Raw genomic sequence first — 13,355 nt, 5'->3', positions numbered from 1 at the left:
TTAACATAATGTCTAATGTTCGCCCAAAAGAACGGAATTAAGAATCGATGAGTGAGTATAAAGATACCCTGAACTTACCGGAAACAGGGTTTCCAATGCGCGGCAATCTGGCCAAACGCGAGCCAGAGATGCTTAATCGTTGGTACAAAGAAGATCTTTACGGTGCAATCCGTGAAGCAAAAAAAGGTAAAAAATCTTTTGTATTACACGATGGCCCTCCCTATGCGAATGGTGACATTCACATGGGACACGCACTAAACAAGATTCTTAAAGACATTATTATTAAATCCAAAACATTGTCAGGGTATGACTCACCTTATATTCCAGGTTGGGACTGTCACGGTTTGCCAATTGAATTGATGGTTGAGAAGAAAGTCGGTAAGCCAGGTCAGAAAGTGACGGCTGCTGAGTTTCGTGAAAAATGCCGCGAGTACGCAGCAGGTCAGGTAGAAGGCCAAAAAGAATCGTTTATTCGCATGGGGATTCTTGGCGAGTGGGAAAAACCTTATCGCACCATGGATTTTGCAACCGAAGCGAACATCATTCGTGCTCTGGGTAAAATCGCTGACAATGGTCACTTATTGAAAGGCTTTAAGCCTGTTCACTGGTGTACGGATTGTGGTTCGGCTTTGGCTGAAGCTGAAGTCGAATACAAAGATAAAACATCGCCATCTATCTATGTGCGTTTTAAGTCGGCTGATGAAGCGGCGTTGTTGTCTAAATTCTCTCTTGAGAATGGTCATGCGGGTGAAGGCCAAGTTTCTACTGTTATCTGGACAACTACGCCATGGACCATGCCAGCAAACCGCGCTGTGTGTTTACGTGATGATCTTGAATATGCCTTGGTTCAAGTTGAAGGGGATACCCCTGAGCGCTTGATCGTTGCGGCAGAACTGGTGAAAGACGTGATGGATCAAGCGGGTGTTGAAAACTATCACAACCTAGGCTTTGCCAAAGGCGAAGCACTTGAGTTGTCGCAATTTCATCACCCATTTTATGACTTCACTGTGCCAGCGATCCTCGGTGATCACGTGACAACAGAATCTGGTACTGGTGTCGTTCATACTGCTCCAGGGCATGGTCAAGAAGACTTTGCAGTCGGTCAAAAATACGGTCTCGAAGTGGCTAACCCAGTTGGTTCAAACGGTGTCTACCTTCCAGATACTCAGTTCTTTGCTGGTCAGCATGTGTTTAAAGCAAACGATGCTGTGATTGACGTGCTCAAAGAGCATGGTTCACTGCTGCATAATCACGCGTATGAACACAGTTACCCGCACTGCTGGCGCCACAAGACGCCAATCATCTTCCGCGCCACACCACAATGGTTTGTGTCGATGGATAAAGCAGGATTGCGCGCTAAAGCACTTGAATCGATCAAAAACGTACAATGGATTCCTGAGTGGGGTCAAAACCGAATTGAAGGCATGATGGAAGGTCGCCCTGAATGGTGTATCTCTCGTCAGCGTACTTGGGGCGTGCCGATTGCTCTGTTTGTTCACAAAGAAACAGCGGAGCTGCATCCAAATACTCCAGAGTTGATCGAGAAAGTGGCACAACTTGTTGAGCAGAAAGGTATTCAGGCGTGGTGGGATGTTGAAAACGCAGAGCTACTTGGCGCGGACGCGGATAACTACGAAAAGGTACTGGATACACTGGATGTGTGGTTTGACTCGGGTGTAACTCACTACTCTGTGGTTGATGGACGTGAAGAGTTTCATGGCGCGCAAGCCGATATGTATCTTGAAGGGTCAGATCAACACCGTGGTTGGTTCCAGTCATCGCTGATTACCTCAATCGCAATGAAAGACAAAGCCCCTTACAACCAAGTCTTAACCCACGGTTTTGTGGTGGATGGTCAGGGTCGTAAGATGTCGAAGTCTATCGGTAACGTTGTGTCACCAAAAGACATCACCAACAAGTTGGGTGCTGATATTCTTCGCCTATGGGTTGCCTCGACTGACTACACTGGTGAGGTTGCCGTTTCAGATGAAATTCTAAAACGTAGCGCAGACTCTTATCGTCGTATTCGTAACACGGCTCGTTTCTTCTTGGCAAACTTGAACGGCTTCAATCCTGAAACTGATTTAGTGCCTGCTAACGAGATGGTCGCGCTTGACCGCTGGGCGGTTGGCCGTGCATACGCCGCGCAGCAAGAAATCGTTAAAGCATACGAAGAGTACAATACCCATGCGGTTATGCAGCGATTGATGCATTTCTGTTCTATCGAAATGGGGTCTTTCTATCTCGACATCATTAAGGACCGCCAGTACACCGCTAAAACGGGTGGCAATGCTCAGCGCAGCTGTCAAACCGCTTTGTACTACATCGTTGAAGCATTGGTTCGTTGGATGGCGCCAATCATGTCTTTCACTGCAGATGAAATCTGGAATGAAATGCCGGGTCAACGTGGTCAGTTTGTGTTTGCTGATGAGTGGTTTGATGGATTGTTCGCACTGGATAGCAGCGAAGAGCTTAACAACGAGTTCTGGCAAGAAATCCTCCACGTTCGTGGTGCAGTGAATAAGGTGATCGAAGCGGCTCGTAACGAGAAGACGATCGGTGGTTCATTACAAGCTGAAGTCACTTTGTTTGCAGAGCCAGCATTGGCGGCGAATATCAATAAGCTTGGTGATGAACTGCGCTTTGTTCTGCTCACTTCGGCTGCAAGTGTGGCGCCTCTTGATGCGAAATCTGATGCGGCACAAGCGACGGATATCGAAGGCCTGTGGGTGGATCTACATGCGACCGAGTCTGAGAAGTGTGAGCGTTGTTGGCACCATACGCCGGAAGTTGGCACCATCGCTGGTCATGAGACCATCTGTGGACGTTGTGTGTCGAACGTCGAAGGTGAAGGCGAAGTTCGTCACTTTGCTTAATATTTAGCACTGACTGTCAAAGCAAGGGTTAAATATGAGTGAACAAACGCTGACGTTAAAGCAATCTGGAGTTCGCTGGCTATGGCTAGCGGCTCTGATTTTTGTCGCGGATATAGGTATTAAACTCGTGGTTATGAATAGCATGGGTTATGGCTGGGAGAACCGAATCGAGGTTCTACCATTCTTTAACTTGCTGTATGTTCATAACTACGGAGCGGCGTTTAGCTTCTTAAGCGATCAAGAAGGTTGGCAGCGTTGGCTGTTTACCGGCATCGCTTTCGCCGTTACTGGCATGCTCACCTATTGGATGAGTAAACTGCCAGCGAAAGAGAAGTGGAATAATATTGCTTATGCTCTGATCATCGGCGGCGCGGTAGGCAATGTATTTGACCGCGTAGTCCATGGTTTTGTGGTCGATTACCTTGATGTTTATTGGGGTAACTACCATTGGCCGGCTTTTAACCTAGCGGATTCAGCGATCTGCATTGGAGCGGCGATGATCATTCTTGACGCTTTTCGTGGTAAAGCGGATAAGCGTTAAGCGCATCCTATGAGTGAAGTAGCGCTGCTTGTGTTAACGAGCGGCGCTTTTTTGTATCTGGTCGACTGCTATTTTTTGTCACAATGGTATTATCTGCTTCCAATGATAATAACGCTGCTTGGTATTTATCAGTAGCGAGAAGTAAAAGGAAGCCCTAACGTGACCACCATTACCTCCCATTCAGAAGTGACCCTTCATTTCACCATTAAATTGAGCGATGGCTCTGTGGCTGACAGCACACACAACATGGGTAAGCCCGCGAAGTTTGTGATGGGCGATGGAAGCCTGAGTGACAACTTTGAGCAGTGTTTAATTGGCCTTCAGCAAGGTGACAGTCGTTCGATTGAACTCAAAGCCATCGATGCTTTTGGTCTGCCAAATCCGGACAATATTCATTACATGGATAGAGCTAAATTTGTTGGTGACAACCAAGTTGAAGTTGGCACCATTATGGCGTTCTCTGGCCCTGATGGTATGGAGATTCCGGGGATTATTACCGATATTGCTGGAGATTCTGTCACGGTGGATTTTAATCATCCTCTGGCTGGACAGGACGTCACCTTTGATGTTGAAATCTTAGCGGTTGAAACAAGTAATTCATAAACTGACTCGCATCTTGAAGTGAGTTAAGTATAAAATGACCAGCCTGAGTTTTCCCATGAGCAATAAGATGAAAATACTGTTAGCGAACCCTCGCGGTTTTTGTGCCGGTGTTGATCGTGCGATTAGCATTGTAGAGCGCGCCCTTGAAATGTATCAGCCGCCTATCTATGTGCGCCATGAAGTGGTACATAACCGGTTTGTGGTTGAAGGATTAAAACAGCGTGGTGCGATTTTCGTCGAAGAGCTAAGTGAAGTTCCAGATGATAACATCGTGATCTTCTCAGCACATGGTGTATCGCAAGCGGTGCGCAAAGAGGCCAAAGAACGTGATTTGACGGTATTTGATGCGACTTGTCCATTGGTGACTAAAGTGCATATGGAAGTCGCACGTGCTAGCCGAAAAAGTATGGAAGTGGTGCTGATTGGCCATGCTGGACATCCGGAAGTTGAAGGTACGATGGGGCAATATGCCAGCCAAACTGGCGGTATGTATTTGGTTGAAAAACCGCAAGATGTAGAACAGCTTCTGCCGATTGTGAAAGATCCTAGCAACCTTCATTATGTGAGTCAGACAACGCTCTCTGTGGATGAAACGGCAGACGTGATTGATGAACTGCGCCGTGTATTTCCAAGTATTCAGGGACCACGTAAAGATGACATCTGCTATGCCACTCAAAACCGCCAAGATGCGGTAAGAGATATGGCTGAGCAGGTGGATGTCTTGGTGGTGGTGGGGTCAAAGAACTCATCCAACTCAACACGACTCAAAGAATTAGCAGAAAAACTGGGTACACCTGGTTATTTGACGGATTGCCCAGAAGACATTGAGCCTGAATGGTTTGTCGGCAAGCAAAGCGTAGGAGTCACTGCGGGGGCATCGGCGCCAGAGGAGTTAGTGAATCAGATCCTTGAGCGGATTAAACAGCTTGGCGGTGAAAGTGTTGAAGAAATCTCGGGACGCGAAGAAAATATGTTCTTTGAGGTTCCAAAGGAGCTACAAATTAAGCAAATTGATTAAGCTCGCGACCATCACTAAATCAATTAGAAAGGGCTCCCAATGGGAGCCCTTTTTTCATCAGGAGACGAGAGGGGGATTAAGCCGTTTTAGTGATACCTTGTGGTTTTTCTTCACTTGGCAAATCACTTTCGCCTTTACCTTTGGAAATTTTAATCACGTAGGTGGTCACTGCAAGAGCAAAGACAATACCAGCAATGGTTGATGTCACCATTGGAAGCCCGAAGCCTAGAGTGCTGTTATTTAGGATAAAGGTCACACAGACTGAAGTCATAAAGGCAGCAGGAATGGTTGTGATCCAATGCAGCTTGTTATGGCGTAGCAAGTAAGCCGATGCCGTCCACAGCATCATGACTGCTGTCGTTTGGTTTGCAAAACCGAAGTAGCGCCAAATAATACCGAAGTCAACTTGGGTCAGAATACCACCGATGATGAACAGCGGAGCAGCCATGAGTAGGCGGTTACGTAGGCTTTTTTGCTCAACGTTAAAGTACTCTGCCAAAATAAGACGGCTTGAACGGAATGCCGTATCTCCTGAGGTAATCGGCAAGATAACCACACCAAGGAAAGCAATGATACCGCCAAAGACGCCTAATAGGCCAAATGATGAAGAGTAAACCACGTTACCTGGGCCACCGTTTGCCACGGCTTCTTGTAAAGCGTCTAGTGAACCGAAGAATGAAAGCGCAATCGCACACCAAATTAAGGCGATAATCCCTTCACCAATCATGGCACCAAAGAATACGAAGCGACCATTTTTCTCATTTTCCATGCAACGAGCCATCAGCGGCGATTGAGTTGCATGGAAACCAGAGATAGCACCACAAGCAATGGTGATAAAGAGCGCAGGCCATAGAGGCATGTCGTTTGGATTGAGGTTAGCGAACATATCACTGACTGCAAAATCACCCATGACGGTGTGCTCGCTTGAGAATGCGATAGCGGTCATTAGGCCGACAGACATAAAGATGAGTAAAGCGCCAAACAGTGGGTAGAAGCGGCCGATGATTTTATCGACGGGTACAATCGTCGCTAGAATGTAGTAGGCGAAGATAATGCCAACCATCGTACCCATCGTCATGGTCCAGTCGGTTTGATCATTGATAAGGTTCGTGATCATTCCTGCTGGAGCGGAAACAAACACCACACCGACGAGAAGCAACAACACGATAGCAAAAAGATTCATAAAGTGTTTTGCGCCGTTGCCTAAGTAGCGACCAGTAATACTAGGAACCGATGCGCCGCCGTTGCGTACAGACAACATACCTGAGAAGTAATCGTGTACGGCGCCAGCAAAGATACAACCTAGTACTATCCATAGCATTGCGGCAGGGCCATAAAGCGCCCCCATGATAGGACCAAAAATTGGACCGACCCCGGCAATGTTAAGTAGCTGTACTAGATACACTTTCTTGGTTGACATCGGGACATAGTCGACACCATCTTGTTTTGTGTGTGCCGGTGTTTGGCGTTTTTCATTGATACCAAATACTTTTTCAACGAAAGCACCGTAGATAACGTAGCCGAGGATTAGCGCGACTACACAGGTTAGAAACCACAACATTGTTCTCGTCCTTTGTAATTATGTAATTAACAGTTCTATAACTTCGTCAGCGATACTACGCTTAAAGGAGTGTATTCGCATTGGCTAATACACTGAGTGGTCGTATTGAGTGGTGAATGGTTGATTAGCTTAGTGAGCGGTTTTATCAAATATTAAGTGGTCGCCTACAAAGGGCAGTGGTCGTGTTATGCTACTCAGCGGTCAAATCGGCTCTATCGGTGGTATTGCGCCATCGACGAAGCAATGAAAGGAGTCCGTCATTATGAAAATATTCATCATCACCATTATCGCAGGCTTACTGGCTGCGTGTAGTCAAAGCCCGCAGCAACTCGCCGCTCAAGGCAATTGGTATCAAGTGGGCTATCAGGATGGCATAAAAGGCCACACCCAACGAACGCAAAGTAATCTTCAGTCGCTAGGAGAGGGGAATCAAGGAGAGTACTACCAAGGTTACCTTGATGGCGTAAATGAGTACTGTGATCCTGATGTCGCTTATCAAGTTGGTTTTTCTGGTCAATATTACCAAGGGGTTTGTGAGGGAACACCCATCGCGCAAAAGTTTCGAATGGAGTGGCAGCGTGGCTGGAATGACTTCAATCATTGATTTGTCTTATTTTTGAACGATGACTAAAGTGCCGTTTTTTCTGACAGATCTTCATTGATCGCTTTGCTAGGTTTGGAGCCAATTATCCATAGCACCCACATTAGCTAAGCGAGTTGCCATCTTATGTTCAGAGTTACTTCTCTATTGGCAGCGGTTCTTTTAGTGCCGCTGTCTCCTTCCGTTTTGGCGGTTGACCCAGTCAAAGACACCATCAAACTGCATCGCAAAGTCAAACACGAGAAGCATAAAGTTGAAAATACGATTCATGATACTAAGCGCACGGTCAATGAGTTGCAGGAGGGGACTTATGTTGAAAACAGCGTCAAGCGTAAAGTGGATGATGTGACGGATCCATTGGAGGATAAAGTCGACACCGTTAAAGACCTTACCGACCCCAATGAAATGAAGAAGCGTGCCAAGGATGAAATTAAAGACAAGGAGCAGCAAGCCTTTAATGATTGGCTATACGACGACTAGCCAATCATTTGCATTCGGTGCGACTCAGTTTTTTTCAACCGCTCGCCGCAGAAAGCCGTTTTGATTTGCCAGTTGTTGTTTGGCACTGTGCACATCGAGCCCAGTTAACAAGATTAAAATGGCTAACTTTACATCGTAATCTGTTTGTTCTAGTGCTTGAATCGCTTGAGGTTCACCGCACTCGGTCGCTTGCATAACGATACGAGCAGCACGAGCAATGAGCTTTTTATTGGTTGCTTTCACATCCACCATTAAGTTTTGATAACTCTTCCCTAGGCGAATCATCGAAGCGGTGGTCAACATGTTGAGCACCAATTTTTGTGCTGTGCCTGACTTCAAGCGTGTTGAACCGGTTAATGCTTCAGGGCCCACCACAGGGCTGATAGCAATGTGTGCAATATCGGCAATGGCTGAATCCGGATTGCAAGAGAGGGCAACGGTTGTCGCGCCAATGTCATTCGCGTATTCAAGGGCACCAATGACGTATGGGGTTCGACCACTGGCAGCAATTCCGACGACAATATCTTTGGCGCTAAAGTCAATGGCTTTCAGATCTTGAACCCCGAGTTCGAGTGAATCCTCGGCCCCTTCCTGAGCTTTAAACATGGCTTTCTGACCCCCCGCAATAAGACCAATCACTAATTGATCAGAGACACCAAAAGTAGGAGGACACTCGGAGGCATCTAACACGCCCAAGCGACCGCTGGTTCCCGCGCCCATATAAATCAAACGACCACCTTGCTGAAAGGCAGCGGTAATGGCATCGACCGCTTTGGCTATCTCGGGGAGCACTTGCTCGACAGCAATCGGCACCAATTTGTCTTGTTGATTTAGCCGTTCGACAATCTCCAATGACGAAAGTAAATCAATATCCATGGTTTCCGGGTTACGCTCTTCTGAGATGAGGTGAGAGAGCGCTGTGATCAGAGCATCATTGGTCATAACTATCCTTACTAATTGGCAAAATACATCACGCCTAACGACGCTAGCTTACTGGCTCCGGTTACTTCCGGCAAATTACTGGGTAGGCCATCCATTCGGCGCGCGGCCAGCCATGCAAAAGCCATGGCTTCCATATAATCACTATCAACCCCCTTGCTGCTGGTTGAGCTCACTTGCCAATCATTAAGAAGCTGTTCTAAGCGCTTCATTAATAATGGGTTTCTTGCTCCGCCGCCACACACTAATAGCTGTGGGTTCGGTCCTTTAGTAAAGCGTTTAACTTCATTGGCAATGGTCTGTGCACTCAGTTCACAAAGCGTTTTTTGCACATCATGAGCTAAAAGATCATGGGTGACCAAATGCGCCTCAAGCCAAGCCAAATTGAAGTATTCACGACCCGTACTTTTTGGAGCTTGGAGCGCAAAGTAGGGGTCATTTAATAAAGTGTCTAATAGCTTCTGCGAGACTTGGCCTTGACTAGCAAACTGTGCGTCTTTATCAAACCCCTTGCCTGTGTGTTTTAGACACCAGGCGTCCATTAACATATTTCCCGGCCCAGTGTCATAGCCGAGAACGCTGCCACTTGTAGGCAGTACAGAGATGTTAGCGATTCCGCCAATGTTAAGAACAACGATATTGGAGTCCTGAGATTGAAAAATAGTGCGATGAAAAGCAGGAACCAGTGGGGCACCTTGGCCGCCTAGCGCCATATCTTTGCGACGAAAGTCGGCGATGGTATCAATACCCGTTACGGTGGCGATGATGTTGGCGTCGCCAAGCTGTAGGGTAAAAGGTGCGTTGCCACTGGGTTGGTGATAAACCGTTTGCCCATGGTTTCCAATCGCGCGAATGTGTGATGCTTGATAACCACTTTGTTCCAATAGCTGATTAACGGCTTCAGCAAATAGGTGGCCAAGTAGGTGGTCAAGTTCGCCAATTTCGACCAAATTGGTTTGTTGGCCAATACACACTGACATCAGACGTTGTTTTAACGTTTGCGGCATGGGCGTGTCGTGGTGAGCGATGAGTTCAATATGATTGCCTTCAATCGCGACCAGTGCGGTGTCGACACCATCCATACTGGTGCCAGACATGACGCCAATATACAGTTGTTTCATCTTTATCTCGCTTCGCAAATGTTAGTCGGGTCTATTGTAATGGATTGTTAAAGCGAATAATCTCGAAAATTCGTCAAATTCAAAGATAGCATGAGAAAACTATGGGACCGTTGTGGTTAGACGTGGCTGGTTATGAACTGAGCGCGGAAGATAAAGAGATTCTTGAGCACCCAACCGTGGGCGGGGTGATTTTGTTTACGCGTAATTATCATGATAATCAACAGTTGTTAGCGCTCAATACGGCGATTCGAAAAGCAGCAAAACGACCCATCTTAATTGGTGTTGACCAAGAGGGAGGGCGCGTTCAGCGTTTTCGCGAGGGCTTTTCATTGATTCCACCCGCTCAGCGTTATGCTGAAGTTGAAAATGGCGAGCGGATTGCGCAGCAAGCCGGATGGTTGATGGCGGCTGAGCTCATTGCTCATGATATTGATTTAAGTTTTGCCCCCGTACTGGACCAAGGTCATGAGTGTAAAGCGATTGGCAATCGCGCTTTTGGTAACGACCTGTCGACCATCAAGCAATACAGTAGTGCGTTTATGCACGGTATGAAATCAGCGGGCATGGCGACGACAGGCAAACATTTTCCTGGCCATGGCGGCGTCATTGCGGATTCGCATCTTGAAACCCCGTTTGACCATCGTGAAACGATTATTGAGCAAGATATGGCGATTTTTAAACAGCAAATCGACGAAGGACTGCTCGATGCCATGATGCCAGCACACGTGATTTATCCGCATTATGATGCCCAACCCGCCAGTGGTTCATCGTATTGGCTTAAACAGATTTTGCGTGAGCAGTTGGGTTTTAAGGGCATTATTTTTTCCGATGATTTAACCATGGAAGGAGCATCGGTAATGGGAGGGCCTGCGCAGAGGGCCGAACAGTCTTTGGCAGCTGGATGTGACATGTTGTTGGTGTGTAACCAGCGCGATGCACAAGTCGAAGTCTTGGATCACTTACCTATTTCGAGCGTGCCACAAGCTTCTACACTATTGAAAAAACAGTCATTCACCTTGTCGGAGTTAAAGCGCTCCAGCCAATGGCAGCAAGCAGATGCCTCTGTAAAGCGAGTATTGGATAGATAACTCTTCTCGGTGCTCAAGCAATAATGCCCGGCTGCGATCATTGTGGCTGGGTCTTTTCTCTGATACCTCTCACGTTTAGTGAAAGCCTAAACGCTCTTTTAAATATTTTAGGTAACGGCGACTGACAGGCAGTTTATGCTCACTGACCGTGATGATTTCTGCCAACCCGTTCTCAAGTAATTTAATCTCTTTAATCGCACTCAGGTTAACAAGATACTGGCGGTGGCAACGAATCAGTACGGTTTTTTCTTCGAGCACTTTGAGCGTCAATTGGCTGGTGGTCAGTTGTGAGGCCGTCTGGATATGAACGCCACTGACATCGGAGTAAGCAAATTCAATGTCTTTACTGCTGACGATAACAATACGGTTATGCCCATAACATGGGACATGCTCAAGTTGTGTCGGAGTAATCGCATGATAGGGGGCTGGGCTTGGCTGATCGGCTTTTACTAAGCGCTGAACGGTTTTGTTCAATCGGTCAGTATCGACAGGCTTAAGCAGGTAATCAAAGGCATTTTCTTCAAAAGCTTGAATCGCGAATTGATCGTAGGCAGTAACAAACACCACATGCGGCATGGTTTCGGCATCTAACATGCCCAACAACTCGACGCCAGTGATCTGCGGCATCTGAATATCGAGAAAGACGACGTCAGGCTTGAGCTGGTTTATTTTCTTTAAGCCTTCAATCGCATTACTTGCTTCGCCAATCACTTCGATAAGCCCTGTTTCTTCAAGTAGCTCAATCAACTCTTCACGTGCAAACAACTCATCATCGATAACCAGTGCAGAAAACATGCGCGCTCCTTATCAAAAGCGGTTGGGAATGGTAAAGCTCATTCGAGTGTAATGGTCGGGTTCGACTTGAATATCCAATGCGGAGACTTGACCAAATTGATTGGTTAAGCGTTTATCGACAATTTCCAATCCTAAACCACTGTGGTCTTGTTCGGGTTTGGCGTAACTTCCTGCATTGTCTTCAACCACAACACGATAACCTTGGCTGACTTTTTGGCTGTAAATTTTCACTTTTCCGCCATCCAATAAATTAGATACGCCATGCTTAATCGCATTTTCAACCAGAGGTTGCAGGGTAAAGGTGGGAAGCAATTTGTCGAGTAACGACTCTTCAATATCGATTTCAACTTCAAGGCGGTCACTAAAGCGAGCCTTTTCAATCGTTAGGTAGGCATTAACATGCGCCAGTTCATCGCGTAGTGAAACGCTTTCGACCTTTTGTTTCAAGTTACTGCGAAAGAATTGTGATAAGTGCTGAATTAACTCACGGGCTTTGGTTGGATCGCGGCGAATCACTGCGCTGATGGTATTCAACGCATTAAATAGAAAGTGAGGGTTCACCTGAGCTTGTAGCAATTTTATCTCGGCTTGTGCTAGCAGTGAGCGTTTCTGTTGATAGTCACCGTACAGAATTTGGCTGGAAAGCAGTTGAGCAATCCCTTGACCCATCGACATATTAATCGTCGACAGCAATTTTCGCTTTGGTTCATAAAGTTTAATGCTGCCAATGACGCGGTCGCCGGTGCGAAGGGGAATAATCAATGCCGAGCCGAGCTTGCATTGTGTCGACAACGAGCATTGGAATGGTTTTTCTTTACCATCTAAATGGATGATGGCATTGTTTTTTATCGCATCCAGAGTGCTTTGTGAAGAGATGGGGGTATTGGGCTTATGGTGGTCATCCCCGATGCCAACAAAGGCGAGTATTTTTTCTTGGTCGGTAATGGAGACTGCGCCGACATTGGTTTCTTCATAGACGATACGCGCAATTTTTTCGGCATTTTCCGTGTTAAATCCCGCAGCCAGAATCCCCACTGAGCGTTCGGCTATGTTTAATGCTCGCCGCGAAAAGGCAGCCGAGTACTCTTCAAAGATGGTTTTTCTGTCATGGAGGATACTCATAAATAAGGCGGCGCCCACGGAGTTGGCGATAATCATTGGCGCTGCAATTGCAGACACCAAATGAAATGCTTGATCAAACGGTTTGGCGACCAGCAAAATGATCAACATTTGTATGACTTCAGCGACTAACGTGACCGAGAAAACTACGGTTGGGTTGAAGAGATGAGATGCCTTACCTCGGCGCACTAAATAGGTATGTAATAGCCCACCAATTAAGCCTTCAGCGGTAGTGGAAATCGCGCAGGCTATATCCGTAAAACCGCCCAAACTGTAGCGATGCAATCCTCCGGTTAAGCCAACCAAAAAACCAATAACAGGACCACCAAATAGCCCCCCCATGACCGCTCCTATTGCGCGAGTATTAGCGATGGCATCATTGAATTGCAGGCCAAAATAGGTCCCCATGACACAAAATAGTGAAAACATTACGTAAACACTGAATTGGTGAACCGGACGATTCGAAATACTAAGCAGTGGCAAAAACAGGGGCGTTTTACTTAGCATATAAGCTAAAACCAGATACACACACATCTGTTGTAATAGCGAGAGGATTAAATCCATATCAAGACTTCCTGTGGTTTTCGCCATTCTAAAACAAAATTAAGCAATG

At 46.7% G+C, this 13,355-nt stretch carries 12 protein-coding genes; 7 read left to right on the top strand and 5 right to left on the bottom strand.

Going from position 1 to position 13,355, the window contains the following annotated elements; translation table 11 throughout:
• Positions 1–47 precede the first annotated feature (47 nt).
• The 4 genes from ileS to ispH all read left to right on the top strand — a co-directional run bounded on the left by ileS (position 48) and on the right by ispH (position 5,038).
• A complete protein-coding gene (ileS, locus tag ACFFUV_RS12930) occupies positions 48–2,876 on the top strand; it encodes an isoleucine--tRNA ligase (protein ID WP_390193421.1) in 2,829 nt (942 codons plus the stop codon).
• 34 nt (positions 2,877–2,910) lie between these two features.
• Positions 2,911–3,417 (top strand): signal peptidase II, encoded by a 507-nt coding sequence (gene lspA / locus ACFFUV_RS12925; protein ID WP_390193419.1) that lies wholly within the window; start codon positions 2,911–2,913, stop codon positions 3,415–3,417.
• Between the two features lie 159 nt (positions 3,418–3,576).
• Entirely contained in the window at positions 3,577–4,020 is a 444-nt protein-coding gene (fkpB, locus tag ACFFUV_RS12920; protein WP_390193417.1) for an FKBP-type peptidyl-prolyl cis-trans isomerase, read from the top strand.
• 55 nt (positions 4,021–4,075) lie between these two features.
• A complete protein-coding gene (ispH, locus tag ACFFUV_RS12915; RefSeq protein ID WP_390193416.1) occupies positions 4,076–5,038 on the top strand; it encodes a 4-hydroxy-3-methylbut-2-enyl diphosphate reductase in 963 nt (320 codons plus the stop codon).
• Between the two features lie 76 nt (positions 5,039–5,114).
• Here ispH and ACFFUV_RS12910 read toward each other — a convergent pair whose 3' ends face one another.
• A complete protein-coding gene (locus ACFFUV_RS12910) occupies positions 5,115–6,599 on the bottom strand; it encodes a carbon starvation CstA family protein (protein ID WP_390193413.1) in 1,485 nt (494 codons plus the stop codon).
• A 262-nt stretch (positions 6,600–6,861) separates the two neighbouring features.
• On the opposite strand from ACFFUV_RS12910, the gene ACFFUV_RS12905 reads away from it, so the two are divergent.
• Both ACFFUV_RS12905 and ACFFUV_RS12900 read left to right on the top strand, forming a co-directional pair.
• Positions 6,862–7,203, top strand: a complete 342-nt coding sequence (locus tag ACFFUV_RS12905) for a DUF2799 domain-containing protein (RefSeq protein ID WP_390193410.1) — start codon at positions 6,862–6,864, stop codon at positions 7,201–7,203.
• 123 nt (positions 7,204–7,326) lie between these two features.
• Positions 7,327–7,680, top strand: coding sequence for a hypothetical protein (locus tag ACFFUV_RS12900; RefSeq protein WP_390193408.1), 354 nt, complete (start codon positions 7,327–7,329; stop codon positions 7,678–7,680).
• A gap of 24 nt (positions 7,681–7,704) precedes the next feature.
• On the opposite strand, the gene murQ is transcribed toward ACFFUV_RS12900, so the two are convergent.
• On the bottom strand, positions 7,705–8,622 hold the full coding sequence (gene murQ, locus ACFFUV_RS12895; RefSeq protein ID WP_390193407.1) for an N-acetylmuramic acid 6-phosphate etherase: 918 nt from the start codon (positions 8,620–8,622) through the stop codon (positions 7,705–7,707).
• Positions 8,623–8,633: 11 nt separating this feature from the next.
• Positions 8,634–9,740: an anhydro-N-acetylmuramic acid kinase gene (locus ACFFUV_RS12890; RefSeq protein WP_390193405.1), complete on the bottom strand. Its 1,107-nt coding sequence runs from the start codon at positions 9,738–9,740 to the stop codon at positions 8,634–8,636.
• A gap of 101 nt (positions 9,741–9,841) precedes the next feature.
• Between ACFFUV_RS12890 and nagZ the strand changes: the two genes are divergently transcribed.
• Positions 9,842–10,828 (top strand): beta-N-acetylhexosaminidase, encoded by a 987-nt coding sequence (gene nagZ / locus ACFFUV_RS12885; protein WP_390193402.1) that lies wholly within the window; start codon positions 9,842–9,844, stop codon positions 10,826–10,828.
• A gap of 75 nt (positions 10,829–10,903) precedes the next feature.
• Here the strand turns inward: nagZ and btsR are convergent, their stop codons facing one another.
• Entirely contained in the window at positions 10,904–11,623 is a 720-nt protein-coding gene (gene btsR, locus ACFFUV_RS12880; RefSeq protein ID WP_390193400.1) for a two-component system response regulator BtsR, read from the bottom strand.
• Positions 11,624–11,635: 12 nt separating this feature from the next.
• Positions 11,636–13,306 carry a LytS/YhcK type 5TM receptor domain-containing protein gene (locus ACFFUV_RS12875; protein WP_390193397.1) on the bottom strand — a complete coding sequence of 557 codons (1,671 nt, stop codon included), beginning with the start codon at positions 13,304–13,306 and terminating at the stop codon, positions 11,636–11,638.
• Positions 13,307–13,355 lie beyond the last annotated feature (49 nt).

Source organism: Vibrio olivae, from assembly GCF_042428525.1.
GTDB classification, from domain to species: Bacteria; Pseudomonadota; Gammaproteobacteria; order Enterobacterales; family Vibrionaceae; genus Vibrio; species Vibrio olivae.
Note: the sequence above shows the minus strand (reverse complement) of the source record. Positions and strands in the feature narration are given on the sequence as shown.

Excerpts from the sequence above, each read along its gene's own strand:
- lspA (WP_390193419.1), top strand. The coding sequence starts at position 2,911 with ATGAGTGAACAAACGCTGACGTTAAAGCAATCTGGAGTTCGCTGGCTA.
- ileS (WP_390193421.1), top strand. The coding sequence starts at position 48 with ATGAGTGAGTATAAAGATACCCTGAACTTACCGGAAACAGGGTTTCCA.
- murQ (WP_390193407.1), bottom strand. The coding sequence starts at position 8,622 with ATGACCAATGATGCTCTGATCACAGCGCTCTCTCACCTCATCTCAGAA.
- ACFFUV_RS12900 (WP_390193408.1), top strand. The coding sequence starts at position 7,327 with ATGTTCAGAGTTACTTCTCTATTGGCAGCGGTTCTTTTAGTGCCGCTG.
- ACFFUV_RS12890 (WP_390193405.1), bottom strand. The coding sequence starts at position 9,740 with ATGAAACAACTGTATATTGGCGTCATGTCTGGCACCAGTATGGATGGT.
- ACFFUV_RS12910 (WP_390193413.1), bottom strand. The coding sequence starts at position 6,599 with ATGTTGTGGTTTCTAACCTGTGTAGTCGCGCTAATCCTCGGCTACGTT.
- ispH (WP_390193416.1), top strand. The coding sequence starts at position 4,076 with ATGAGCAATAAGATGAAAATACTGTTAGCGAACCCTCGCGGTTTTTGT.
- ACFFUV_RS12905 (WP_390193410.1), top strand. The coding sequence starts at position 6,862 with ATGAAAATATTCATCATCACCATTATCGCAGGCTTACTGGCTGCGTGT.
- nagZ (WP_390193402.1), top strand. The coding sequence starts at position 9,842 with ATGGGACCGTTGTGGTTAGACGTGGCTGGTTATGAACTGAGCGCGGAA.
- btsR (WP_390193400.1), bottom strand. The coding sequence starts at position 11,623 with ATGTTTTCTGCACTGGTTATCGATGATGAGTTGTTTGCACGTGAAGAG.
- ACFFUV_RS12875 (WP_390193397.1), bottom strand. The coding sequence starts at position 13,306 with ATGGATTTAATCCTCTCGCTATTACAACAGATGTGTGTGTATCTGGTT.